At 54.2% G+C, this 24,870-nt stretch carries 19 protein-coding genes, 1 tRNA gene and 1 pseudogene; 12 read left to right on the top strand and 9 right to left on the bottom strand.

Annotated elements, in window-relative coordinates; translation table 11 throughout:
* The first annotated feature begins 1 nt into the window (after position 1).
* The 5 genes and pseudogenes from CAGGBEG34_RS07125 to CAGGBEG34_RS07105 all read left to right on the top strand — a co-directional run bounded on the left by CAGGBEG34_RS07125 (position 2) and on the right by CAGGBEG34_RS07105 (position 4,081).
* A pseudogene (locus CAGGBEG34_RS07125) lies at positions 2-297 on the top strand (H-NS histone family protein).
* A 25-nt stretch (positions 298-322) separates the two neighbouring features.
* Positions 323-967 carry an alpha/beta hydrolase gene (locus tag CAGGBEG34_RS07120; RefSeq protein WP_006683069.1) on the top strand — a complete coding sequence of 215 codons (645 nt, stop codon included), beginning with the start codon at positions 323-325 and terminating at the stop codon, positions 965-967.
* A gap of 154 nt (positions 968-1,121) precedes the next feature.
* Positions 1,122-1,784, top strand: coding sequence for a L,D-transpeptidase family protein (locus CAGGBEG34_RS07115; protein ID WP_050009355.1), 663 nt, complete (start codon positions 1,122-1,124; stop codon positions 1,782-1,784).
* A 205-nt stretch (positions 1,785-1,989) separates the two neighbouring features.
* Positions 1,990-3,198 (top strand): D-alanyl-D-alanine carboxypeptidase family protein, encoded by a 1,209-nt coding sequence (locus CAGGBEG34_RS07110; RefSeq protein ID WP_042688317.1) that lies wholly within the window; start codon positions 1,990-1,992, stop codon positions 3,196-3,198.
* Between the two features lie 7 nt (positions 3,199-3,205).
* Complete coding sequence (locus CAGGBEG34_RS07105) at positions 3,206-4,081, top strand: D-amino acid aminotransferase (protein WP_006683066.1); 876 nt, start codon at positions 3,206-3,208, stop codon at positions 4,079-4,081.
* Between the two features lie 34 nt (positions 4,082-4,115).
* Here CAGGBEG34_RS07105 and CAGGBEG34_RS07100 read toward each other — a convergent pair whose 3' ends face one another.
* On the bottom strand, positions 4,116-4,382 hold the full coding sequence (locus tag CAGGBEG34_RS07100; protein WP_006683065.1) for a helix-turn-helix domain-containing protein: 267 nt from the start codon (positions 4,380-4,382) through the stop codon (positions 4,116-4,118).
* A gap of 119 nt (positions 4,383-4,501) precedes the next feature.
* Here CAGGBEG34_RS07100 and CAGGBEG34_RS07095 point away from each other — a divergent pair, with 119 nt between their 5' ends.
* Positions 4,502-5,347, top strand: a complete 846-nt coding sequence (locus CAGGBEG34_RS07095) for an HlyC/CorC family transporter (RefSeq protein WP_006683064.1) — start codon at positions 4,502-4,504, stop codon at positions 5,345-5,347.
* Between the two features lie 142 nt (positions 5,348-5,489).
* Here the strand turns inward: CAGGBEG34_RS07095 and hprK are convergent, their stop codons facing one another.
* Genes hprK through tolQ form a run of 4 tightly spaced genes read right to left on the bottom strand, consistent with a single transcriptional unit; the run spans position 5,490 to position 8,531 of the window.
* A complete protein-coding gene (gene hprK / locus CAGGBEG34_RS07090; protein ID WP_042688315.1) occupies positions 5,490-6,449 on the bottom strand; it encodes an HPr(Ser) kinase/phosphatase in 960 nt (319 codons plus the stop codon).
* A 22-nt stretch (positions 6,450-6,471) separates the two neighbouring features.
* Positions 6,472-7,410, bottom strand: coding sequence for a cell envelope integrity protein TolA (gene tolA / locus CAGGBEG34_RS07085; RefSeq protein ID WP_006683062.1), 939 nt, complete (start codon positions 7,408-7,410; stop codon positions 6,472-6,474).
* Entirely contained in the window at positions 7,407-7,853 is a 447-nt protein-coding gene (gene tolR, locus CAGGBEG34_RS07080; protein ID WP_006683061.1) for a protein TolR, read from the bottom strand. Before tolR ends, tolA begins: the two co-directional genes overlap by 4 nt.
* On the bottom strand, positions 7,854-8,531 hold the full coding sequence (gene tolQ, locus CAGGBEG34_RS07075) for a protein TolQ (RefSeq protein ID WP_420885895.1): 678 nt from the start codon (positions 8,529-8,531) through the stop codon (positions 7,854-7,856).
* Positions 8,532-8,678: 147 nt separating this feature from the next.
* Between tolQ and CAGGBEG34_RS07070 the strand changes: the two genes are divergently transcribed.
* Positions 8,679-10,151 carry an alanine/glycine:cation symporter family protein gene (locus CAGGBEG34_RS07070; protein WP_006683059.1) on the top strand — a complete coding sequence of 491 codons (1,473 nt, stop codon included), beginning with the start codon at positions 8,679-8,681 and terminating at the stop codon, positions 10,149-10,151.
* Between the two features lie 27 nt (positions 10,152-10,178).
* Here CAGGBEG34_RS07070 and CAGGBEG34_RS07065 read toward each other — a convergent pair.
* Positions 10,179-10,264 (bottom strand) — tRNA-Ser (locus tag CAGGBEG34_RS07065).
* A gap of 90 nt (positions 10,265-10,354) precedes the next feature.
* On the opposite strand from CAGGBEG34_RS07065, the gene erpA reads away from it, so the two are divergent.
* The 4 genes from erpA to CAGGBEG34_RS07045 all read left to right on the top strand — a co-directional run bounded on the left by erpA (position 10,355) and on the right by CAGGBEG34_RS07045 (position 13,436).
* Positions 10,355-10,774, top strand: a complete 420-nt coding sequence (gene erpA / locus CAGGBEG34_RS07060) for an iron-sulfur cluster insertion protein ErpA (protein WP_006683058.1) — start codon at positions 10,355-10,357, stop codon at positions 10,772-10,774.
* A 178-nt stretch (positions 10,775-10,952) separates the two neighbouring features.
* Positions 10,953-12,950, top strand: a complete 1,998-nt coding sequence (tkt, locus tag CAGGBEG34_RS07055) for a transketolase (protein WP_042688314.1) — start codon at positions 10,953-10,955, stop codon at positions 12,948-12,950.
* 5 nt (positions 12,951-12,955) lie between these two features.
* Complete coding sequence (locus tag CAGGBEG34_RS07050; RefSeq protein WP_006683056.1) at positions 12,956-13,198, top strand: DUF4160 domain-containing protein; 243 nt, start codon at positions 12,956-12,958, stop codon at positions 13,196-13,198.
* On the top strand, positions 13,179-13,436 hold the full coding sequence (locus CAGGBEG34_RS07045; RefSeq protein ID WP_042688310.1) for a DUF2442 domain-containing protein: 258 nt from the start codon (positions 13,179-13,181) through the stop codon (positions 13,434-13,436). The genes CAGGBEG34_RS07050 and CAGGBEG34_RS07045 overlap by 20 nt, the downstream gene beginning before the upstream one ends.
* A 106-nt stretch (positions 13,437-13,542) precedes the next feature.
* Here CAGGBEG34_RS07045 and CAGGBEG34_RS07040 read toward each other — a convergent pair whose 3' ends face one another.
* Positions 13,543-16,323 carry a YadA-like family protein gene (locus CAGGBEG34_RS07040; RefSeq protein WP_050009354.1) on the bottom strand — a complete coding sequence of 927 codons (2,781 nt, stop codon included), beginning with the start codon at positions 16,321-16,323 and terminating at the stop codon, positions 13,543-13,545.
* Between the two features lie 435 nt (positions 16,324-16,758).
* Between CAGGBEG34_RS07040 and gap the strand changes: the two genes are divergently transcribed.
* A complete protein-coding gene (gene gap / locus CAGGBEG34_RS07030) occupies positions 16,759-17,772 on the top strand; it encodes a type I glyceraldehyde-3-phosphate dehydrogenase (RefSeq protein WP_006683053.1) in 1,014 nt (337 codons plus the stop codon).
* A 177-nt stretch (positions 17,773-17,949) separates the two neighbouring features.
* On the opposite strand, the gene CAGGBEG34_RS07025 is transcribed toward gap, so the two are convergent.
* Both CAGGBEG34_RS07025 and CAGGBEG34_RS07015 read right to left on the bottom strand, forming a co-directional pair.
* Positions 17,950-23,649, bottom strand: a complete 5,700-nt coding sequence (locus CAGGBEG34_RS07025; RefSeq protein WP_042688307.1) for a YadA-like family protein — start codon at positions 23,647-23,649, stop codon at positions 17,950-17,952.
* Between the two features lie 947 nt (positions 23,650-24,596).
* Positions 24,597-24,870 (bottom strand): TCP-1/cpn60 chaperonin family protein (locus CAGGBEG34_RS07015; protein ID WP_042688305.1); only part of this gene is annotated, 274 nt, incomplete at its 5' end.

Raw genomic sequence — 24,870 nt, 5'->3', positions numbered from 1 at the left:
TATGCCTAATTATCAGGATTTACAAGCTCAAATCGCCAGTCTGCAAGCTCAGGCGGAAGAAATGAGGCAGCAAGAGATCGCGGAAGTGATCCAAGAAATTAAAGAAAAATTGCCCTTTATACGTTGAAGGCTGAGGATCTTGGTTTTAGACCCATGCAACGCGCGCGCACTGCAAAGAAACCGCCATTGGCTGCAAAATATCAAAATTCGAAAACCGGAGAGACCTGGAGCGGGCACGGCAGAGCGCCAAAATGGATTTCGGGCAAGCCAAAGGAGAAGTTCCTGATTTCTCAGTGAATGATTTCTCCAGTCAGGTTCGGGCGTGAATACTCATACAGAAAAATATCTGCTGGACGGCCCCGCGGGAAAGATTGAGATCGCAGTGGAGGATACGGAAGCGCCAAGGCAAGGGATTGGGCTGGTTGCGCATCCGCATCCGTTATTGGGCGGCACGATGGATAATAAAGTGGTCCATACACTCACGCGCGCCTTTGTCCGGCTAGGGTACCGGATGTTTCGCGCGAATTTCCGCGGGGTCGGGCAAAGCGAGGGAGAACATGATCATGGCCGGGGAGAACAGGATGATTTGCTCACAGTGATTGAGCATATGCGCGCACAGCCTGCCTGTGCACAGCTTCCGCTGATACTGGCTGGATTCTCATTTGGCGCTTTTGTGCTCTCGCATGTTGCACAACGCCTGGCGCAACAAGGGATGGCCGCGCAGCGGCTCGTCTTCGTGGGCACCGCGACAAGCCGCTGGAAGGTGGCGAATGTGCCAGAGAATACGCTGGTCATTCACGGTGAACGCGATGATGTGGTTCCTCTTTCCTCTGTGTATGATTGGGCGCGTCCTCAAGAGTTGCCCGTGATTGTGGTCCCGGATGCGGGACATTTTTTTCATCGTAAGCTGCATGTATTGAAGCGGATCATCACTGACTACTGGCATGCGCCGAAAGTCAGCTCTTGAGCTTCGTCGTAAAAAAACCACATGCTGTAATTTCGGAGGATCCAATGAAAAACCTGAAACGTGCCCTCTTGAATTCCATCATAGGGGGGCTGTATCGCTCTGCTGCGCTCTAAAAAGTATTGCGCTCTATGCGCAATCCAATCCGCCGAGCATATTGACTGACAGCAGGCAACTCATTGTGCTGGTCACGCCCCACTGGAATGCAGTCAATGGGACGCTGCGCCGCTATCAGAGGGAGAATGCCGCAGATGTATGGCAGCCCATCGGCGGCTCTTTTCCGGTGGTGATCGGTGCAAAGGGAATGGCATGGGGCGCCGGGTTTCAGCGCGGTCAAAATCCGAAACTCAAAATGGAAGGAGATAAACGCACGCCCGCGGGAATCTATGCGGTCAGTCCTGCTTTTGGTTTTGAGCCTGATTTTGGACAGAATCTGAAAATGCCCTATGTAGCGCTCGCCGCCACCCATGTATGCGTCGATGATCCAGCTTCTAATGATTACAACCAGCTTGTGGACCGTGCGCAAATTCAGCATCCGGATTGGAAATCAGGCGAACGGATGCGCGAAATTCCTCAATACCGTTTAGGCAGTGTGATTCAATACAATACGGAGTCGCCGGATAAGAAAGCGGGTTCGTGCATGTTCATGCATGTGTGGAAAACTCCCGAAACGGGCACGGCAGGCTGCATTGCAATGGAAGAAGCCAAGGTAAAAGAAACGCTGCACTGGCTCGATGCTTCGCTCAAACCTGTGATTGCAATGTTTCCAGAAAAGGCTTATCGGGATTTGCAATATTCATGGAAACTGCCCAAGGAATAATTTTTCTCGCTGAAAATACTCTGGCGTGTCTCATTTCTACCCAACCATGCTTTTCCTTCCCTTTTTAAAGCGCCCCGTTTTTTGTGGCGCCGTATTAGAGCATTTTTCAGCGGTTTGCCCTGCGTCGTTTCGCCGTTCCGTGCGTTCGGGATCGCTGCGGGGTCGCATCCACCGCGCTGCGCGCGGCGGCACCTGCTCCGCCCGCATCGATCCCCATACTGTCTTTGCGCTCGCTCCTTGGGCAATTTCACTGAAAAATGCCCTAGTTGCCGCGCCACTCGTTTTTTTCTCCGCTGCACGTGCGCAACTCCCACCTCCCGCCGTACTTGCGCCTTCGTGGGTTCTGGTGGATGCAAGCAGTCATCAAATATTGGCGTCTGCGCATTCGGAACAACGGGTTGAGCCTGCGTCACTGACCAAATTGATGACCTCATATCTGGTTTTTCAGGCGCTGAAGGATAAAAGAATCTCAATGGAGCAAACGGTCGTTCCAGGCGAATCCATCCGGCGGGTTGGACGCGACGAATCGCGGATGTTCCTTGAAGCGGATAAAGCGGTGAGCGTGCATGATCTGGTGTATGGAATGATTGTTCAGTCCGGCAATGATGCAGCGATTGCATTGGCTGAATTGCTGGGCGGCAGCGAAGCCAATTTCGTTGCCATGATGAACCGCGCCGCGCGGCGTCTTGGCATGACGCATACGCATTATGCGGATGTCAATGGCATGCCGGATCCGCAGCATTACACGAGCGCGCGCGATGTTGCCATTTTGAGCGCGCGCTTGATGCAGGATTTTCCTGAGTACTATTCGATTTTCTCCATCAAAGAATATACCTATAACAAAATCCGCCAGCCAAACCGGAATCGCCTGCTGTGGCTCGACCCAAGCGTGGACGGTCTGAAAACGGGGCATACCCAGTCGGCGGGTTATAGCCTGGCCGTTTCCGCAAGACGGCCATTGCCAGCCATGCCGGAGGTGGAGCGGCGTTTGGTTTCGGTGGTCGTGAGCGAACGCCGCGAGCGCGACCGCGTGCAGGACAGTCTGAAACTATTGAATTATGGTTATCAAGCATATGAAATGATCCGGCTCTATGCACGCGAACAGGCGGTAGATACGCCGCGCATCTATAAAGGGGCGGCCAGTGCCGTAAAAATCGGAGTGCTGGCAGACCGGATGGTGACGGTGCCGCGCGGCGAAAGCAATAACATCAAGCTCGCACTCATTCTGAATCAGCCATTGATTGCGCCGGTTTCACGCGGACAAAAGGCCGGTATAGTGAAAGTCATGGTCGATGGCAAGCAAATCACCCGTTTTCCGGTCGTTGTCCTGGAAGATATTTCTCAGGCCGGGCTGTTTGGCCGGCTGTTGGATTCGGTACGGTTCATGTTTCAGCAAAAGAGCAAAAAAAACTGAGCGCGTTATGGACACATCCATTGTGTATCTAAATGGCGAATGGCTGCCGCTCTCCAATGCGCGCATTTCCGTGTTAGACCGCGGTTTCATTCTTGGGGATGGTGTATATGAAGTTATTCCCGTTTACGCGGCGGAGGATGGCAGACAGCGGCGTCCTTTCCGTTTGGAGCAGCATTTGGCGCGCTTTGCCCGAAGTCTGGCAAAGATCCAGCTTGCAAATCCATTTGAAGCATCCAGTTGGCGTATATTGGTGGATGAGATCATCTCAGCCAATTCCGCTGAAAATACAGGCCACTGCCTTGTGTATATTCAAGTCACGCGCGGCGTTGCGCCGCGCGCGCAGGCTTTTCCGGAAAACGTCTCACCGACCGTTTTTATGATGACGATGCCGCTGAATCTGCCGGATGAAACTGCGCTTGAACAAGGCGTTGCAGCAGTCACTGCGCCGGATGCGCGCTGGCTGCATTGCGATATCAAATCGATTTCTCTGCTTGGCAATGTGTTGATGGCGCAATATGCGGCTGAGCATCAAGCGAGCGAGACCATCCAATTGCGTGACGGTTATCTGACTGAGGGCGCGTCTTCAAATGTATGGATTGCAAAAGAAGGGCGGCTCTTTGCCCCAATACGCAATCACCTGATTCTGGAAGGCATTCGTTATGCGCTGATTGAGGAGTTGGCGCGCGAGGCTAAACTGATATTTGAAGCGCGTCCAATCAAGGAGGAGGAATTACGCGCGGCGGATGAAATTATGCTGACTTCCGCAGGGCGGGAAATGATTGCAGTGACCCGGCTGGATGGCTATCCAGTGGGCAGCGGGCGTCCAGGCGCTGTATTCAGCGCCCTGCACGCGGGCTATCAGCGCGCGAAAGAGAGGGAATGACGGCATCCCTTCCTCTAACCCTCTAAGAGCCTGTTCACAATCTTACTGGATACACACCATCACGTAACCACTGGAAATCAATGTCAAGGCATTCAGCAAGCGCTCTCATTTTCTCGTATGCTGGAATTGCGCGGCCTGTGAGCCATTTGTGCGCAGTCTGTACTGAAATTCCAGCCACATCGGGTTGCTGAGCGTTGAAAAGACGCGCCAGCGCTACTGCGCCTTTGGCAGAGGTTGAGTTTTTGTTCAGACTGTTGTGCAAACGCGCTGCGAATTCATTTTTTTGTTGGATGGAATGCATAAGGGTTCTCTTGACAGGATGGAGCTTTCGCTTGGATATTGAAACGGTTCCCGCAGTCAAAGTGGTTTATTTTTATCTTACAAAAGTGAAAATCGGATTGCAAGCGTTTTGCACAGAATATGAACGATGACCCTTCGAGCCGAAAGACAACCGGAAAATTACGCTCACTGTTTGAGCGCTTCATTCAACTCATACGCTCAAAGCCCGCATCGCGCGATGAAGCGCTTGAAATCCTAAAAGACGCCCAGGCGCGCAACCTGATTGATACCGAATCTTTATCGATGATTGAAGGGGTCTTCCAGATTGCCAGTTTGTGTGCGCGCGATGTGATGGTGCCGCGCGCTCAAATGGATGCGGTGAATATTGCAGACGGGCCGGAGGCCGTCATCCCTTTCGTTCTGGATAAAGCGCACTCGCGTTATCCCGTTTATGAGGGGAACCGGGACCATATGATCGGCATTTTGCTTGCGAAGGAGTTATTGCGCTTTTATGCGCAGGCCGATTTTGATATGCGCAGCATGCTCCGCGCGCCTTTTTTTATTCCTGAAGCCAAACATTTAAATGTGTTATTGCGGGACTTCCGCGCGCATCGAAACCATATGGCGATCGTTGTGGATGAATATGGCGGCGTTGCGGGTTTAGTGACGATAGAAGACGTGCTTGAACAAATTGTAGGCGAGATTGAGGACGAATTCGATTTAGACGAAAGCGCAGGCAATATTGTTGAGTTGTCCGCCGGTGATTTTCGAGTGCGCGCACTGACAGAAATCGCGCAGTTTAATCCAGTCTTCGGCACCGATTATAGTGATGACGAGGTCGATACGATAGGCGGCTTTATTACGCATCGCCTTGGGCGCGTGCCACGCCGCGGCGAAACGGTGCATATTGACGATCTCGTCTTTGAGATTTTGCGCAGCGAAGCGCGTCAAATTCATCTGCTGCGCGTGCGGCGCGGTTGTGTCTAAGAACCTGTTTACGATCTGTCACGAGCGCCCGTCAGACAGGGAAGGACGGAGCGCAGGAAGCGGAGCATATATGAAATATGTGAGCATTCCGAGCACCGCCCGACCCTGTATCACGGGTGCGCAGTAAGATCGTGAACAGGTTCTAAGCGCTATCCTGCATCGCTTCTCGCTGGCGTTCCATAAAATCATGCAAAGTATCGATTCCGCGCAGTTGCAAAATAGTGTTGCGGACCGCGGCCTCGACAAGAACGGCGAGATTGCGCCCGGCAGCGACTTGCAGCGTGACGCAGCGCACCGCAACGCCCAGCACATCTTGCGTTTGCTCAGCCAGCGGCAGGCGCTGGAATTTCTCATCGGTGCGGCGCACTAGATGAACAGCCAGTTTGAGTTTCATTTTCCGGCGCACCGCTGTCTCGCCAAAGATGGTTTTGATGTCGAGCAGGCCCAGCCCGCGCACCTCAAGCAGATTTTGAAGAAGCGTCGGGCAGCGCCCTTCAATGAAATCCGGACCGAGCAACGTAAAATCGACGGCGTCATCCGCGACGAGGCCGTGGCCGCGGCTGATCAATTCAAGCCCCAGCTCGCTTTTGCCAAGACCGGATTCGCCCGCAAGCAGAACCCCCATGCCGAGAATATCGAGAAACACGCCGTGCAGGGTCGTGCGCGGCGCAAAGATGCGTGAAATATAGGAGCGCAGGCGATCGATCACGGTGGCCGCCGGCAGCGGCGTCGTCAACAGCGGCGTTGATGAGCGCGTGCATCTTAATACCAGATCGGCGGGCGCATCGATGCCGCCAGCGACCACCAGAAACGGCGGCTCAAGCGCAATCAGTCCGGCGATCTGACGCTGACGCATTTCATCGGACTGGCGCTGATAGTACAGGATTTCTGCCTCGCCCAGCACTTGAATCCGGTTGGGATGAATCAAATTCAAATGTCCGACCAGATCAGCGCTTGAGGTTGCGTGGGCGATGGTTTCGTCCGAGAAGCTTCGCTCCCCGCCTTCTTGGCCTGTGAGCCAGCGGAGCTCGAGTGACTCCGTATTGTCATCGAAGATGCTTTGCGCATTCGCTCCAGGCGAGTTTGAAGTTTTACCGTTCATCTCCATAATCACCTGCGCACTCTTAATCTTTGGGGCGAAATGTAATCGTAAAACGGCTCGGCGCGCGGCCATTCGTATCCCGCGGCATGGGGTCGGATTTTCGCACCGCGCGCAGCACGGCATCATCCCAGGCGGGAAAACCGCTTGAGCGCGCAATATGCGCATTCAGGATCGCGCCGTCCGGCGCGCACTGAACAGAGACAACGGTTTGCGGGTTTCCGCTGAGCGTTTGAGTATCAAAAACCAGATTGGGTTTGACGCGCTGCCGTACCTTGCCCGCATAGCCAGGCGAGCCCTGCATGCCTCTGCTCTCACCCGCGCCGGAGCCGGCGCTTCCTGCGTTGCCCGCCGCTGCGCCTGCGGCCTGCGCAAGCGCTTCCAGACGCGCGCGCCGCTGCTGCTCAATTTGCGCTTTTTCTTTTGCCTGTTGCGCTGCCCGCTGCTGTGCCTGTTGTTGTGCCTGTTGTTGTGCCTGTAGCGCCTTGCGCTGCTCGGCTTTTTTCTGTTCCTGCCGTTGCTGCTCGGCCAGTTGCTGCTGCCGTTGCCGTTCAGCCAACTGTTGCTGCCTTAGGCGCTGTTTTTCCTGTTCCTGCTGCTGCGCGCGCCGCCGCGCTTCTTCTCGCTGACGCCGCCGCGCGCGCTCGAGTGCAATTTCGGCTGGATCGGGCTGCACAGGCGGAGAAGGGGCGGGTTGAACTGGGGCGGGTTGAACTGGGGCGGGTGGCGCGGGAGCAGGAGCGGGCGTCGGCGCGCGCTGCTCCTCAGATAAAGGCGCGATGTCCGCCGCGCTCCATAACTGCGCTTCCACCCCCGCTGAGGGTTTATTTGTCCAGCGCATCCCATAGAACAACGCCATCAACAGGATGAGGTGCACCAGCGCTGAATAGAGCAGCGCGCGGCGGTTGCTGCGCCCGCGCGCAAGCCGCGCGGCAGAGGAAGCGGAAAGCGCAGTCCGTTTCATCGGGATTGAACCAGCAACCCAATCTTCTGAATCCCTTGCGCTTTCAAATCGGCCATGACGTTCATCACGTTCTGGTATGGAATATTTTTGTCGGCGGCAATGACCACCGGCAGTGAAGGCGCCGCCTGCTGCTCTGCGCGCAGAAACAGAGACAGCTCAGCTTTGGACATCGTCTGTTCAAGACTGCCGCGGCCGCTGCGTTTACGCACCGAAAGCGCGCCATCCGCGCGGAGGGTGATGACCACGGGCGGAGTGCGTTGCTGCGGCGCAATCTGGCTCACGCTGGGCAAGTCAATCACCGAAGGCGCGATCAGCGGCGCCGTCACCATAAAGATGACGAGCAGCACCAGCATCACATCGATATAGGGCACCACATTGATATCGGCCATCATGCGTCGGCCGCGCGCGCCGCGCGAACTGGAACGAATAGAGTAAAGAGACATCTAGATGTGAGCCGGTTTTTGTCGTTGCAGAATATTCAAAAATTCCTCGATAAAGACTTCAAAGCGGACTGCCAAGCGGTCAATATCGTGCATATATCGGTTATAGGCAATCACGGCCGGAATCGCCGCGAATAAACCCATCGCGGTGGCGACGAGCGCTTCGGCAATTCCAGGCGCGACATTCGCAAGCGTTGCTTGCTGGACGTTGGAGAGTCCACGAAAGGAATTCATGATGCCCCAGACGGTGCCAAATAATCCGATATACGGACTGACTGAGCCAATGGAAGCCAGCGTCGCCAGATGGGTCTCCAGCGCGTCCGTTTCGCGCTGAAATGCCGCGCGCATCGAGCGCCGCGCCGCATCGAGCGCCGTATGGCCTGTGAGGCCGCTGTCATTGGCTTTCAAAAACTCGCGCATTCCTTCAATAAAGATGCTTTCCAGCGCGCCGCCATTGCGGCGGCGCTTTTCCGCCTGCTGGTAGAGCGTCTGGAGATCGCCGCCTGACCAGAAATGGTGTTCAAAACGTTCAGTTTGCGCGCGGGCCGTGCGAATGATGGCGCCCTTTTTGAAAATCAGGGTCCAGGATGCCATTGAAAAGAGGAGCAATAACAGCATCACAGCCTGTGCAAGCAGGGTGGCATTCAAAATCAGTGAAAGCATGGATAGGTTTTGGGTCATGTGCGTGGTATATAGGTTCGCAGGCGCGCTTGGTGCGGGCATTTGCCCAAATGTGCCACAAGCTCATTAGCGCAGAAATAAACTTTCTGGTTAAAATGTGTCGCGATCTTTCAATCAGTAACCAGGATTATTTCTGTAGGAGCTCATATGGAGTTTTTTACTGGATGGCTGTTTTATGCGCTAATCGCATGCCTGCTGGGTATAGGCGGATATTTTACGCTGCGCTTTGCGGGTGTACAGATACGCGCATTGCCGCATAGCGTAGCGATGCTCTGGAAAAAAGCGGATCAAGAAGGGATCTCCCCATTTCAGGCGCTGACTGTGGGTTTATCAACCCGGGTTGGAACGGGCAATATCATCGGTATTGCGGTGGCGCTGACACTCGGCGGGCCAGGCGCCATTTTCTGGATGTGGGTGACGGCTTTGCTGGGCATGTCAATCGCCTTTGTCGAATCGACGCTGGCGCAGATATTCAAAGTGCCGCACAAAGATCGCACTTTCCGCGGCGGCCCCGCCTATTACATCCGGATGGGGTTGAATTCGCGCTTGCTCAGCGCATTGTTCGCGCTGGCGATGATTGTCACTTATGGTTTCGTGTTTAATGCGGTTCAGGCGAATTCCATTGCCGATGCATTTCAGCAGACATTTGGCTGGGAACGCGGCCTCACAGGCGTCGCGCTGGTCTTGCTGAGCGCTCCCATTGTATTCGGCGGTATACGTTATATCAGCCGTGCAATGAGCGTCATCGTACCCGCGGTGGCCTGCGGGTACCTGATGCTGGCTACATACGTTGTCGGGCAGCATTTATCCGTATTGCCGGAGATGATCAGTTTGATCTTCAAGAGCGCGTTCGGCGTACGGCAGGCCGCCGGCGGGCTGGCCGGTTATGCCTTCGCTCAGGCGTTGATGACCGGCGTTCGGCGCGGGCTGTTTTCAAATGAGGCCGGTATGGGAAGCACGCCAAATGCAGCGGCGATTGCAACGGTCCGCCATCCGGTCAACCAGGGGCTGCTCCAGATGCTTGGGGCGGGCCTCGATACCCTTGTGGTATGCAACGCGACAGCCTTCATGATTCTAGTTTCAGGCCAATACGTCGCAGGCGCATCGATGGAAGGCGCCGCGCTTACGCAGCGCGCGCTGGCCAGCGCGGTAGGCGATTGGGGCGGATTATTTATGACCTGGGCGATTTTCTTTTTTGCCTGGACAACCCTGATTGGCAACTATGCCTATGCTGAGGGCAATATTTTGCTTTTATGCCGCAAGAAAATCGTGCTTGCACTCTTTCGCCTGGCGCTGCTTGGCATTATTGTCGTCGGCAGTCTAAGCGCTGCGCCGCAGGTCTGGCAGATGGCCGATATCAGCATGGCGGTTATGGCGCTGATTAATCTGTTCGCGGTTGCATGTCTGAGCAAATATGCGCTGATCGCCTGGAAAGACTATCAGGCGCAACGCCGCGCAGGTATCCGTGAACCTGTTTTTAGCCGGACAAGCCTGCCGCCGGAATGCGCGGGCAAGCTTGCCGCGGGAATATGGGATGACAAGGCGGCTGGCGCAACCGAAGGAAAATCAGATGCCGAAAAATGGCCATTTGGGATAGATACAGCGCGGCAAATGGCCTAGACGGGTTAGAAATCTATGACTGGCGGGCGGAGGCGGTGAGATTCGAACTCACGGAAGGGTTTCCCTTCGCTGGTTTTCAAGACCAGTGCCTTAAACCGCTCGGCCACGCCTCCAAGACTTCAATATTGTAGCGCGCGGGCGAATCAACGCGCATATTTCCAGATGACCGTAAAATAACGGTTTCAGATTCTCCGGGGAGCGCAATGAATACAGCACTCAATTCTTCAACGGTTGAAACGGGGCCGGCGCTGCTGACTTTTACCGATAGCGCGGCGGATAAAATCAAGCAATTGATCGACGAAGAGGACAATCCCAAGCTGAAACTGCGCGTTTTTGTCCAGGGGGGGGGATGCGCCGGTTTCCAATATGGCTTTACTTTTGAAGACGAAGAAGACAAAGCGCACAGCGAGCAGGAAAATGAGGAGGATGAGGATGAAGAGCCGGTTGGAGATTATGTATTCACCGCAAAAAACGGCGTCCAGCTATTGATTGATTCGATGAGCTATCAGTATCTGGTCGGCGCGGAAATCGATTATAAAGATGATCTCAATGGCGCTCAGTTCGTGATTAAAAACCCAAATGCGATGACTTCGTGCGGCTGCGGTTCGTCCTTCTCCATTTAGAGCATTTTTCAGTGAGATTGCACAAGGGACGAGCGCGAAGACAGTATGGGGATCGATGCGGGCGGAGCAGGCTCCATCGCGCAGCGATGGAGGCGACCCCGCAGCGATCCCGAATACACGGAACGGCGAAGTGACACAGTGCAAGCCGCTGAAAAATGCTCTAGAAGTGACTTCATTGATGGCGAACGCCATCCGCATCCTAGCCATCGATGCGGTTCAGAAAGCCAACTCTGGACATCCCGGCATGCCAATGGGCATGGCCGAGATTGCGCTTGCATTATGGCATCGCCATTTAAAACACAATCCAGCCAATCCGCATTGGCCGGATCGTGACCGCTTCATCGTCTCAAACGGTCACGGTTCAATGCTGCTCTATGCGCTGCTGCATCTATCGGGCTACGACTTACCGATTGAACAACTCAAACGCTTCCGGCAACTGCATAGCCAAACGCCCGGCCATCCCGAATTTGGGCGCACGCCGGGCGTTGAAACGACCACCGGCCCGCTTGGGCAAGGCCTGGCCAATGCGGTGGGCATAGCGCTGTCCGAAGCGCTGCTTGCGCGCGAATTCAACGATGAGGCACTCAAGATCGTTGACCATATGACCTACGTATTCGCAGGCGATGGTTGTCTGATGGAAGGCATTTCGCACGAAGCCTGTTCACTGGCCGGTACATTGAAGCTCAACAAGCTCGTCGTGTTTTATGACGATAATGGCGTTTCTATCGACGGCTGCGTCAAATCCTGGTTTGCCGACGATACGCCGCGGCGCTTTGAAGCCTATGGCTGGAATGTGATCCGCGCGGTGGACGGTCACAATGTGAACGCAGTCGATGCCGCGATTATAGAGGCGCGGCGCGCTCAACAACCTACCTTAATCTGCTGTCAGACTATCATCGGCAAAGGCGCGCCGCATAAAGAAGGCCGCTGTGATATGCACGGCGCGCCGCTCGGCGCGGAGGAAGTTGCGGCAACGCGCGCGGCGCTCAAATGGCCCTTTGCGCCTTTTGTCATTCCAGATGAAATTTACCAAGCCTGGGATGCGCGGGAATCCGGCGCGCGCGCCGAACGCGAATGGCGCGCGCGCTTTGACGCTTACCGGTCAAAATATCCCGCCAAAGCCGCTGAATTTGATCGCCGCGTCGCGGGCGAATTGCCGGCTGGCTGGAGCGAAGTGGCGCGCGCGCTGATTGCGCGCGCCAACGGACGCGCTGAAGCGCTGGCAACGCGCCAGGCATCGCAGCAAGCCATCGCGGGTATCGCGGCGGCGCTGCCTGAATTGCTTGGCGGGTCAGCCGATCTGACGGACTCAAATCTCACCCAATGGCCGGCGGCCAAACCGGTGCGCCCGGATGCGAACGGCGTGCAATGGGGCAATCACATCCACTACGGCGTGCGTGAATTCGGCATGAGCGCTATCCTCAACGGGATTGCGTTACACGGTGGTTATTTGCCTTTCGGCGGCACTTTCCTGACTTTCTCCGATTACAGCCGGAATGCGCTGCGCATGGCGGCGCTGATGCGCGCGCGCGCTATTTTTGTATTCACGCACGATTCCATTGGATTAGGCGAAGACGGGCCAACGCATCAGGCGATTGAACATCTGGCCTCGTTGCGGCTGATTCCGCATCTCGATGTCTGGCGGCCAGCGGATAGCGTTGAAACAGCGGTTGCATGGACTCAGGCGGTCGCGCGCCATGCGCCGAGTTGCCTGGCGTTGAGCCGACAGAAAGTCTCTTTTATCCCGCGCAACGCGGCGCAGATCGCGCAGATTGAGAAGGGCGGTTATATTCTGCGCGATTGGAATGTAGAGCCAGCGCCAGAGACAGGCATACGAAGAGCCATTCTGATTGCGACCGGATCGGAAGTTGGGCTTGCGCTGGCCGCGATTGAACCTCTGGCCCTGCGCGGCATCGCGGCGCGCGTCGTATCGATGCCGACGACAACGGTATTTGACCGGCAAGATGCGCAATGGCGGGAGCATGTATTGCCGCGCGGCGTCAAGCGGATTGCAATCGAAGCGGGCGTCAGCGATTTCTGGCGCAAATACGTCGGGCTTGAAGGCGGCGTTGTCGGCATCGATACATTTGGAGAATCTGCGCCGGCTGAGGCGCTTTTCGAGCACTTTGGCTTGACCGTGGATAATGTGGTGAATACAGTCCTTAAGACCATTTAAAATCAATGCCGGTTCTATTCCGATATAAAGGTTTCCGATTTTTGCTTTATTCAAACGAAGGAAATCCACGTGAGCCGATCCATATTCATGTCGTTAAGGATGGCATTGATGCAAAATTTTGGCTCGATCCAGTTAGGCTGGCATATAACGACGGGTTCAACGCTCAGGTGCTGCGCGAATTAATGGAAGTGGCAGAAGCGAACGCTGAGCGAATTAAAGGAGCATGGGATGAGTTCTTCACTGATTAAGGCAGTCAACGTCCGTTTTGACGAAAACAGTATGACCATTGCTTTGTCGGATGGCCGCGCATTGGGCGTTCCTCTCGCATGGTTTCCGCGTCTGCTTCACGCCAGTCAGGCTCAGCGCATGCAATACCGCATCAGTACGCGGGGATTGCATTGGGAGGCGCTGGATGAAGATATTTCTCTGGCTGGATTATTAGCGGGTTATGGCGATATGACCCGCCGGCCTGCGCAGGCAGCATAAGAGCGCGCGAGCGCACAGTAAGACGCCGGATAATGCTCAGTTGACGCGTAAATCAGAAAGGGGAAGGCGCTGCCTTCCCCAATAGCGGGCTCTTTTTATTCTTTATTTACCACTGATATCCAGCGCCGACAACCCCGCTCACTCTGCCGCGGAAATTGGCAGAGCCAGATAACTTGAATACCCAGCTGTTGTCTTCAGTGACGGTTGAGATGCCTAGCGCGATTGCGCTTTCTCTTCGATAGAGGCCGCTTGAGACTGCCACCATGCTCTTGCCTGGCGCCGTCGCCTGCGGCAATCCCGCAATGGCAATGGCGGAGGCTGAACCAGCCTGGGACTCGCGCCGCTGTTCCTTGAATTTTTCATCGGTATATTGCCGGGCTTTTGCAAGCGTATCACCCAAACCCTGATTCAGCTGGTTGACGTTGACCGCGTCAGTGCCCTTTTCGCCCGGCGCGACATTTGCAATCGCGCGTTCGCGTCCTTCCGCGCCGACCGATATCGTATTATCGCGGTCGGCAACCGAGTCTTTACCCAGCACCACTGCATTTGCAGCCGGCGCCTTGGCATTCTGGCCCAACGCGAGCGAGCCCGGGCCGGTTGCGCTGGCGTTTTGACCGAGCGCAGTTGAATCTTTACCGGAAGTCAGCGCATTCTGGCCGATGGCAGTCGAGTTATCCCCGGTCGCCCGCGCATTCTGACCATCGGCTTTTGAATTCAGGCCAGAAGCAATTGCGCCTTGGCTGGTTGCAGTTGAGTTTTTCCCAGAAGCAACCGCATCCTGACCGAGTGCAGTCGAATTGTCACCGGAAGCATCAGCATTGTTTCCGCCGGAGAAAGAACCGTTTTCACCGTTATTGCCTCCGCCGCTGCGGCCGCCATGACCGTCTCCAACCCGGTCATTTAAGTCGCTGACCCGGCCATCGAGTACGTTGACCTGCTGTTGCAGTGTAAAGAACTGACTGCCATTCACAGCCTGGGTGCTCGTTTGAGAAATTTCGCCTGGCTTAACATTCGCGAGTACCGTGCCTTGCGCTCCGCCAAACGTAAGCCAGTCTTTTTCGGCGCTGTCATAGTTCACTGCGTTTGGACTTTTGCCGCCGCGCTCTTTTAAAGCCTTATTGAGCTGACGCATATTGACCGCATCCCCATCGTTGCTGCCATCTGCAATATTGTGCAAGCCTGTGCCCTGTTTGCCACCGAAACTAATATCATTCTCAGACAGATTGTCATAGGTGACAACGTCTGCAATTGCTCCGTTTTTATCGATGATATGCGCTTCCTGTAGCTGATGTATCGTTGCGGCATCGTTACGTTTCACGCCATCTGCAACGCCAGTCAATACGCGGTCAATAGATTGATCGGCCTTCTTGCCGGCGAAATTGACGTGCTTACCGTCCAGGGCCTGAGCAACCATGATATCTTTTGACGCCGGGTCTTGTTTGACCAGACCTTCGCCTGCGCCAGGCTCTCCGGCTTGTACATTTTTCAGCGCATCTTTCACGTTGTCATAGGTTTTACCTCCGACGGTATAGCTTGGCTTTTTGACAGTGCCGTCCTTATCCAGCCCTGCGCCGCCGCCGAGCCCATCCAATGCGCCTTTCAACTGGCTGACGTTGACGCCATCCGTGTCCGCTGTTCCTTTCGCCAGATAGATCAGTTGCCGTAGCAATTTGTTATGACCGATAGAGACTACATTGGCCCGATCCGCTGAACTTTGTGTGCCAATCGCGATGCTGTTATTCGCTAACACTTGAGACTGGTCGCCGATGGCAACACCATTGTCGACTCTCTTATCTGCGGTACCTATCGTCGTATGACTGCCAAGCGCAGTGCCGCTGGCGCCATAAACATTGGCAAGTTCGCCGATGGCGACACTGCTTGTATGTGGCGCATCATTATTTCCTTTCGACTCGGACACTGCGCCATGACCGATGGCGATATCTCCGGGCGACTTCGCTTCTGTAGCGTTTTTGTGATCCGTTGGCTGAATTTTGATATATGGATTTTCTGCTCCAGGCCCGGCTTGTACATTGGCGAGCGCATCGCCGACGGTGGTGTAGGTTTTACCGCCGACGGTATAGCTTGGCTTTTTGACAGTGCCATCCTTATCCAGCCCTGCGCCGCCGCCGAGTCCGTCCAATGCGCCTTTCAACTGGCTCACATTCACCGCGTCGGTATCGGCGGTGCCTTTTCCAACATAGATGATTTGCCGCAGCGCATCGGGGCTACCGACGGATACTGCATTGGCCCGGTCTGCCTGGCTTCGAAAGCCTAGCGCGACCGCATTCTTCCGAGTCACTGATGCATAAGCGCCCAGTGCGATGCTGGAATCTGTTCTCATTTTGCCATTGCGGCTTCCAACAAACGCATGAGTGCCGATTGCGATACTGTTTTCACCAAAACCGCCCGCTTCCTCACCTATTCCAATTGCACTCGCATGATGAAGGCCGTCGTCTTTCGCCTGCGAATCCACAATAGCGCCAGGGCCAATGGCAATATCGCCGGCGGCTCTGGATTCCGTGTCGACGATACCGTGTAGGGGTGAAATTTTGATGTACGGATTCTCCACTTCAGGCGCTGTTTGCATATGGGCGAGCGCATCTTTCACGTTGTCATAGGTTTTACCGCCGACGGTATAGCTTGGCTTTTTGACAGTGCCATCCTTATCCAGTCCCGTGCCGCCGCCCAGGCCAGACAATGCGCCCTTTAATTGGCTGATGTTGGCAGCGTCTTTATCGGCTATCCCATTCGCCAGATTCGTGATTTTGTTATTGTTGAAGTTTGCGTCCGCGGAGAAGCTGGCTGGCCCTATGATGCTTACAGATGTTCCTACAAGTTCCAGCAAACCGCTGCGATAACCTGTACCGCGCGCGGTAGGGTCATTCATGTTCCCTAAACCGTTATCGGTACTTCTATTGGTCAAAGAAAATGCCCAAGTGTTATATCCTGCAGATTGGCACTCGATTGGAGTTGTCCCGCCCCTCCCATATGCGGTGCCTGCTGTGCCTACATTGCAGAGCTGTAATGAGTCATTATCGTCAGTCTGTTGTGCGCGCGCATCGCTTAAAGTAGCGATGCCTGCTGTAGTGGTCATCCACGCTATGAAAGAACACTTTAATAACAACTGCGATAGGCGTCGTGTCATCAAATAAATATTATTCACCTAAAATTCCTTGAAAATTGGGATATACGGACGCGACGTTTATTTCCAAAAAAGCCTCAATAAGCGCGGCTGTGTTTCGAGATTTTATTTGGATTGATCGATGATGGAATCGGGTGAATCACTTAGAATTTTCTGTGGATTTTAAATTGAGGAGAATCAATGACCATTCGCATTGCCATTAATGGCTATGGCCGGATTGGCCGTAATACGCTGCGCGCGTTTTATGAAGGCGACAAAAAACATGATCTTGACATTGTGGCGATTAATGATTTAGGCGATGCGCATACGAATGCGCATCTGACGCAATACGATACGACGCATCGCGCCTTTCCGGGCACGGTCGCGGTGAGCGGCAATGATCTGCTGGTCAACGGCGACCGGATTCGGGTGTTTGCGCAACGCAATCCCGCTGAATTGCCGTGGGGCGCGCTAGAGATCGATGTGGTGCTGGAATGCACGGGTTTATTTACCAGCAAAGCGAAAGCACAGGCGCATCTGCAGGGTGGCGCGAAAAAAGTGATTATTTCCGCGCCCGGCGGCGCAGATGTCGATGCAACGGTTGTGTACGGCGTGAACCATCACACGCTCAGAAAAGAACAGTCCGTCATTTCAAACGCTTCATGCACGACGAACTGCCTTGCGCCGCTGGTTCAGCCCTTGCATCAAAAAATCGGCGTGGTCAATGGCCTGATGACCACGGTGCACGCCTATACCAACGACCAGGTGCTGAGCGATGTCTACCACGCGGACCTGCGCCGCGCGCGCAGCGCGACCCAAAGCATGATTCCAACGAAGACGGGCGCAGCGGCGGCCGTGGGTCTTGTGTTGCCGGAATTGAACGGCAAACTGGACGGTTTTGCGATTCGCGTACCGACACTCAACGTGTCGATGGTCGATCTGTCTTTTATCGCGGCGCGCGAGACGAGCGTCGATGAAGTGAATGCGATTATGCGAGAAGCGGCCGATTCAGGCCCGTTGCAGGGCATTCTGGCGATCAATGCGCTGCCGTTGGTGTCCGTTGATTTCAATCATCATCCCGCTTCATCCATTTTCGACGCCACTTTGACCAAAGTCTCTGGCCGTCTCGTAAAAGTTTCCAGTTGGTACGATAACGAATGGGGATTTTCAAACCGGATGCTGGATGTTGCGGTCGCATTTGCACGCGCAAAATAAGCGAGATCGGCTTGTTGCGGCGGGCCATAAGCCGCGCTGCGGCTACTTCCCGACCCCAAATCACGGACTCGCAGCCATTGATGAAATGACTTTTAATAAAAAAAGCCGCCGGCTTATGACCAGCGGCTTTTTAAGGCTTTCGAACTCAACAATGCTACCGTTTGTTCTGATACATCCTTACCACTGGTATCCAGCGCCAACAATGCCGCCGATTTTTCCGCGGTTATTCGTCGTTCCGGAAACTTTAAAAATCCAATGACTATCCGATGTAATCGTTGACAAGCCAACAGCGACTGCGCTTTGGCCTTGATATAAGCCGCCGGCAACGGCCATCACGCTTTTACCTGGGTCAGACGGCTGAGGCAGTCCGGTAGCCGCCAGCGCCGCTGCTACGCCGGCGTCCGCATTGCGCTTGAACGAGTCGAATCTTTCATCGGTATATTCCCTGGCTTTCGCAAGCGTGTTATTTAAGCCTTGATTCAACTGTTCGACATTCACAGCGTCGTTATCGGCCGTGCCTGCCGCAATATTATGCAGAGCCACAGGTTTTCCATTCGCCCCGAAGGTCATATTTTTATCATCTATCGACCCGTCGGAATTATGGTCATAATGCGCGCTGCGCGTGTCAATCGCGGCGTTCATTTGACCCACGGTCGCTGCATCCGTATCGGCGGTGCCCGCCTTGACATGAGTGATTTGGCGCTCATTCCCCTCGCTGCCGATGGACACGACATGGTTGCGGCCATCATCGGTACTGCCTGAACCAAGCGCAACAGAGTCTGCACCCATTGTGTCTGCGCCATCGCCGAATGCGCTGCTGCGTGCGCCGCTCGCCTGCGCGTTATCGCCGAGCACTAAATGATGCTCGCCAGAGGCTTTTGAATCCGCATCTCTGCCAGATAAGCGCTTGCTATTTTCTGGATTCGTCTGCGTATTCTTGCCGCTTGTTTTGCCCGCTTTATCGCTCAAAGCGAGCGTTTTCAATGGCGAGTCGTTTGCCTGCGTCAGCGCTTTCATGGAACTCAGATTTGTCAAGCGCTCGTCGAGATTCCTCAATGCATCCCCCACGCTTGAAAACTCCGCAGAACCGCCGTCCATCCTATAGTGTGGCGTTTTGACTGTACCATCGGGATTCACAATCGCTCCGCCTCCAAACACATTGACGGCGCCCTTGAACTGCCTGACGTTAACGGCGTCTGTAAGCATCGTACCGTTTGCCAGATAAGTGAGCTGACGCAACGCGGTTTTGCTTCCAACAGATACGCTATGAGGGCGGTCCGTCATCGAGTAAGCGCCCAGCGCAATGGAATCGGCATGCGCCTGAGCAGAGAGCCCTAAAGCAGCCGATGTGTCATCCGCCGATGACTTCCAACCTAAAGCGATGGCATTTTTGAGCGCTTTACTGTCTGCGCCAATCGCCATCGCGCCCGGATAGTCTGCGCTGCCTGCCTGTGCATTTGGACCGATGGCCATCGCGCCATACGACGCACCTGTATTCATCGTTTGAGCGTTTGAACCGATGGAGATTCCCCATTTTCCAAGGTTCTGCGCTTCTTTTTCTCCGGCAACTTTGATGTATTTATCATCCAGTCCCCGACTCAATTTAATATTTCTGAGCGCATCGCCCACGTTGTCAAATGTTTGATTGCCTACGGTATAACTCGGCGCTTTGACTGATCCGTCCGCATTGAGCCCGGCGCCACCCCCCAAGCCAAGTAGTGCGCCTTTGAATTGACTGATATTGACTGCATCGGTATCGGCCGTGCCGCGTCCCAGATAGATCAGTTGCCGCAGCAGCTTAGTGTTGCCTACCGATACGGCATTCATACGATCAGAGACGGACCCAGCGCCTAATGCAACTGAATTATTGATCGCGTTGGCAGAAGCGCCTAAAGCCACTGAGGTGTCATCCGCGAACGATTTCCAGCCGATGGCCGTTGCACTCTTGAGCGCTTTACTTTGTGCGCCGAACGCGATGGCGCCTGCATATCCATTATTGCCCGCAAGTGCATTAGAGCCGATTGCAATCGCGCCATACACTTCCGCCGGATCGTTCTTTGTACCCTGCGTTTTGGCGTTTGAACCGATGGCAATGCTCAGCTTGGCGTCGGCCAGCGCCTCTGTTTCACCCATCACTTTGATGTACTTATCTTCCAGCCCTGCGTGCGATTCAAGGCTTTTCAGCGCATCGCCCACATTTCTGACTCTCTTGCCGTCTACGGTATAGGTCGGCGCTTCAACCGAACCGTTCGCATTCAAGCCCGCGCCGCCGCCAAAGTCGCTCAATGCCGCCTTCAGCTGAGCAATGGTCACTGCATCGTTATCAACCGTACCAGGCGCTACATGGATGATCTGGCGCTGCACGGTCTCGCCGCCGACCGATACCGTATTCATGCGCTCGGTGGTTGAGTTATTGCCCAATGCCACTGAATTGCGGCTCGCTTTGGCTGCAACGCCCAACGCTGCCGAGGTGTCATCCGCGAACGCTTTCCAACCAATCGCGATTGCGCTTTTCAGCGCTTGGCTATCTGCGCCTACGGCGACTGCGCCCGAATGGCCGATATCGCCCGCTAACGCGTTCGGTCCAATGGCAATCGCGCCGTATATATTAGAACCGTTTGAAGCGCCTTGCGTGCGGGCGTTCGAACCGAGCGCAACGCTCCATTTGCCGTTCGCGACCGCTTCTTTTTCTCCATCCACTTTAATATACGTGTCCTTCAACCCCTCACGGAACTCAAGGTTGGTCAGCGCATCGCTCACCGTGTGAAAGGTTTTCCCGCCGATGGTATAGGTGGGGGCCTGGATTGAGCCATCCGCCTTCAAATCCGCGCCGCCGCCTAATCCGACCAGCGTACTTTTCAGCTGACCAATAATCACGGCGTCGTTGTCAAGGGTGCCGGCGGCTATATTGATGATCTGGCGCTGCACGGTCTCGCCGCCGACCGATACCGTATTCATGCGCTCGGTGGTTGAGTTATTGCCCAATGCCACTGAATTGTTACTGGCTTTGGTATACGAACCCAACGCAATCGAAGCATCATTCGCATGAGCGCTCCGGCCAATGGCCATTGCTTCTTTGAATGCTCGTGCTTCTACGCCGAACGCGATCGCGCCTGTATATCCTTTTTCTCCCGCTATGGCATTTGAGCCGATCGCAATTGCACCATACGCCTCACTGCCGGGGCCGCTCAATGCGCCGTGCGTTTTAGCGCCTGAGCCGATTGCAATCCCCCATTTGCTTGTCTGTACTGCTTGGGTTTCCCCATCGACTTTGAGATAGACATCGCTCAGCGATGAACGGGAATCCAGGCTCGCCAGCGCATCGTTGACATTGTTGAAGACTTTGCCTCCAATGGTATAAGTGGGTGACTGAATGACGCCATCCACATTCACGCCCGCGCCGCCGCCTAAACCGAACAACACGCCCTTCAGTTGGCTCAGGTTGACTGCATCTCTGTCCATCGTAGCGCGATACACATTCACAATCTGGCGCGGGGCCGTGCGGCTACCGACCGATACTGTATTCGGACGGTCAGCGACTGAGTGGTCTCCAAGCGCAACCGAATTATTCACTGCGTTTGCAAACATACCGACCGCAACCGATAAAGCGCTTGCATTGGTATTTCGGCCTAACGCAATCGAATTCTGTTGCGCAACGCTATCCGGACCAATTGCAATCGCGCCTGTATATCCTTCTTTTCCTGCCGAGGCATTCGCGCCGATCGCAATTGCGCCATATTCTCCAGGCGCCTGCGCGGTTTGAGCGTTTGAGCCGATCGCAATCCCCCATATCGCGGCGTTCCGCGCTTCTGTTTTTCCATGCACCTTGATATACGGGTTGTCCGTTCCGGCTTGAACATGGGCAAACGCATCGCTGACGCTGCTATAGTTTTTGCCGCCAACGGTATACGCTGGCGCTTTGACATTACCGTCCTTATCCAACGCTGCGCCGCCGCCGAGTCCAGCCAATACGCCCTTTAACTGGCTGACGTTGACGCCATCCGTGTCCGCTGTTCCTTTCGCCAGATAGATCAGTTGCCGTAGCAATTTGTTATGACCGATAGAGACTACATTGGCCCGATCCGCTGAACTTTGTGTGCCAATCGCGATGCTGTTATTCGCTAACACTTGAGACTGGTCGCCGATGGCAACACCATTGTCGACTCTCTTATCTGCGGTACCTATCGCCGTATGACTGCCAAGCGCAGTGCCGCTGGCGCCATAAACATTGGCAAGTTCGCCGATGGCGACACTGCTTGTATGTGGCGCATCATTATTTCCTTTCGACTCGGACACTGCGCCATGACCGATGGCGATATCTCCGGGCGACTTCGCTTCTGTAGCGTTTTTGTGATCCGTTGGCTGAATTTTGATATATGGATTTTCTGCTCCAGGCCCGGCTTGTACATTCGCGAGCGCATCGCCGACGGTGGTGTAGGTTTTACCGTTGACGGTATAGCTCGGCGCTTTGACGGTGCCATCTGTATTGAGTCCAGCGCCGCCGCCGAGGCTATCCAATGCGCCTTTCAGTTGAGCGATAATGACCACTTCATCGTTCAACGTACCTGAGGCGACATTGTAAATTTTCCGCTTCACGTCCTTTGAACCCACTGATACGCCGGATATCGCGCGCGGGCCGCTGCCGCTGCCTTCACGGTCCGCGACTGAGAGCGTACCGAGTGCAACGCCATTGGTCTGCGTTGCCTGAGCCTCAGGGCCTAAAGCCACTGCGCCACTTTCAGCAACGCTACTTAGGCCAATAGCGATACCCGCCGTATATCCTCTCGCATCTCTTGATATTGCGTTTTGTCCAATTGCGATGGTTCCCCGTCCTCCTGTTATACCTTCTGCTTTAGTGTTTGAACCGATTGAGATACCGCCAGAGACGTTATTGCTTGCAGGCGTATCCCCGTCAATTTTGATGTATGGACTATCCGCTCCAGGCCCTGCTTGAACATTCGCCAGCGCATCGCCGACGGTGTTGTAGGCTTTACCGTTGATGGTATAGCTTGGCTTTTTGACAGTGCCATCCTTATCCAGCCCTGCGCCGCCACCTAGCCCGGCCAATGCGCCTTTTAACTGGCTGACGTTGACCCCATCGGTATCTGCCGTGCCTTTTCCAACATAGATGATTTGCCGCAGCGCATCGGGGCTACCGACGGATACTGCATTGGCCCGGTCTGCCTGGCTTTGAAAGCCTAGCGCGACCGCATTCTTCCGAGTCACTGATGAATAAGCGCCCAGTGCGATGCTGGAATCTGTTCTCATTTTGCCATCGCGACTTCCAACAAACGCATGAGTGCCGATTGCGATACTGTTTTCGCCAAAACCGCGCGCTTCCTCACCCATTCCAATCGCGCTCGCATGATGAAGGCCGTCGTCTTTCGCCTGCGAATCCACAATAGCGCCGACGCCAATCGCAATATCGCCGGCGGCTCTGGATTCCGTGTCGACGACACCATGTATGGGTGAAATTTTGATATACGGATTCTCTACTCCAGGCGCTGTTTGCATATGGGCGAGTGCATCGCCGAAGCTGTTATATGTTTTGCCGTTGATTGCGTAAGTCGGTGCTTTAACGGTGCCGTCTGTATTAAGACCGGCGCCGCCACCAAAGCCCTTTAATGTATCTCTCAGCTGGCTACCGTTAACGGCGTCTTGATCATCTGTGGCGTTTGCCAGGGCCGTGATTTTATTATTGTTAAAATTGGCGTTATTGATAAAACTCGCTGGGCCTTCAACGCGAATGCCTGCATTACCCGCAATCTGTAAACTCCCCTCATCAAAGCCCAGGACATAGGCAGTAGACTCTCTTGGGGTCTGCGAACTCGGTGACCAATTAAACAACCCAAAAACAGGCAGCTTATTGTTTCCCATTCTGTATGGATTGCAATAGGCGCCTCCAGAATTCCAGTTGCGAAAATTAAATCCAAACCCTTCTCCCATTGAAGCATCACAGGCAATGACAGCACCATAGTTTCGAGGCTGCGCTTGTGCATTATTAGATAAAAAATAATGACACACAGATATAGATAAAAACACTGGGATCAAGACAGAGTGTTTTATCTGCTTAAGCTTAACTATGTTCACGACTCTATAAGTGTTCTTCTTTGTTGCCGTGCTTATACCTCGTATCGTAGCAAACGGTTTAGATAACGAATCAAAAATGTCTTGCGTAATCCGCTCAATATTATTCATTTCATTGACTCCAATATGAATGTCATCAGTGATGTGCAGATGTAACAATGCCTCTGTGCATTTATTCACCTATCAAAAGATAGTTTAAATACTCTGACGCAGATTTGAATTCTATTTGGAATTTATGAATTAGAGACAGTCATGAACCCCACCTAGACTCTGAGCACGCGCTATGCCTGGTACAAGCAAGCTGCTCAACATCATCCACAGGGCGGGCAGAAACAGGCGCCTGACGTGTGCATATCGACTCGTTTTTACATCACTCAGAATTTTCCTCTTTATATCTGCATTCACCTCTCTTGTCCGGTTAAACCGTTTCAATAAAAACCTGGAAATGTTCCGTACCGTAGAATCCATGCTATTCACCTGGAACTCCTTGAAAATGGAGATATAAGAACGCAGCATTTATTTACAAAAAAGTCTTAAAAGCTTGGCTGCTTGGCTACCGTTCCGGATTTTATCTGTCTTTATCAATTTGAAAATCAAGTAAATCACCTAGAGATTTACTTGAGAACCGGTTCAATATCTTGCTGCAGTGACGCGCTATGGAGATTGCAGACATGCTTTTAAAAAAAACGAGGGCAATGCTGCCCTCGTTTTTGTTTGCTCTGCACACCGCAAGGCGGTCACATATCCATTCCCATACTGCCCATGCCGCCGCCCGGCATACTGCCTGGGGCGGGCGTGTCGTCTTTAGGCAACTCACACACCGCGCAGTCGGTCATTAACAGCAGGCCCGCGACGGAGGCGGCGTTCTGCAGCGCGGTGCGCGTGACTTTGGTGGGATCCACAACGCCTGCTTGCATCAGATCGCCATATTCGCCCGTTGCCGCGTTGTAGCCAAAATTGCCTGCGCCTTCAATCACACTTGCAACCACAACGCTCGCTTCTTCCCCTCCA

The sequence above is a fragment of the Candidatus Glomeribacter gigasporarum BEG34 genome, from assembly GCF_000227585.1.
Taxonomy (GTDB): Bacteria; Pseudomonadota; Gammaproteobacteria; order Burkholderiales; family Burkholderiaceae; genus Glomeribacter; species Glomeribacter gigasporarum_B.
This window is presented reverse-complemented; position numbering and strand designations above follow the sequence as displayed.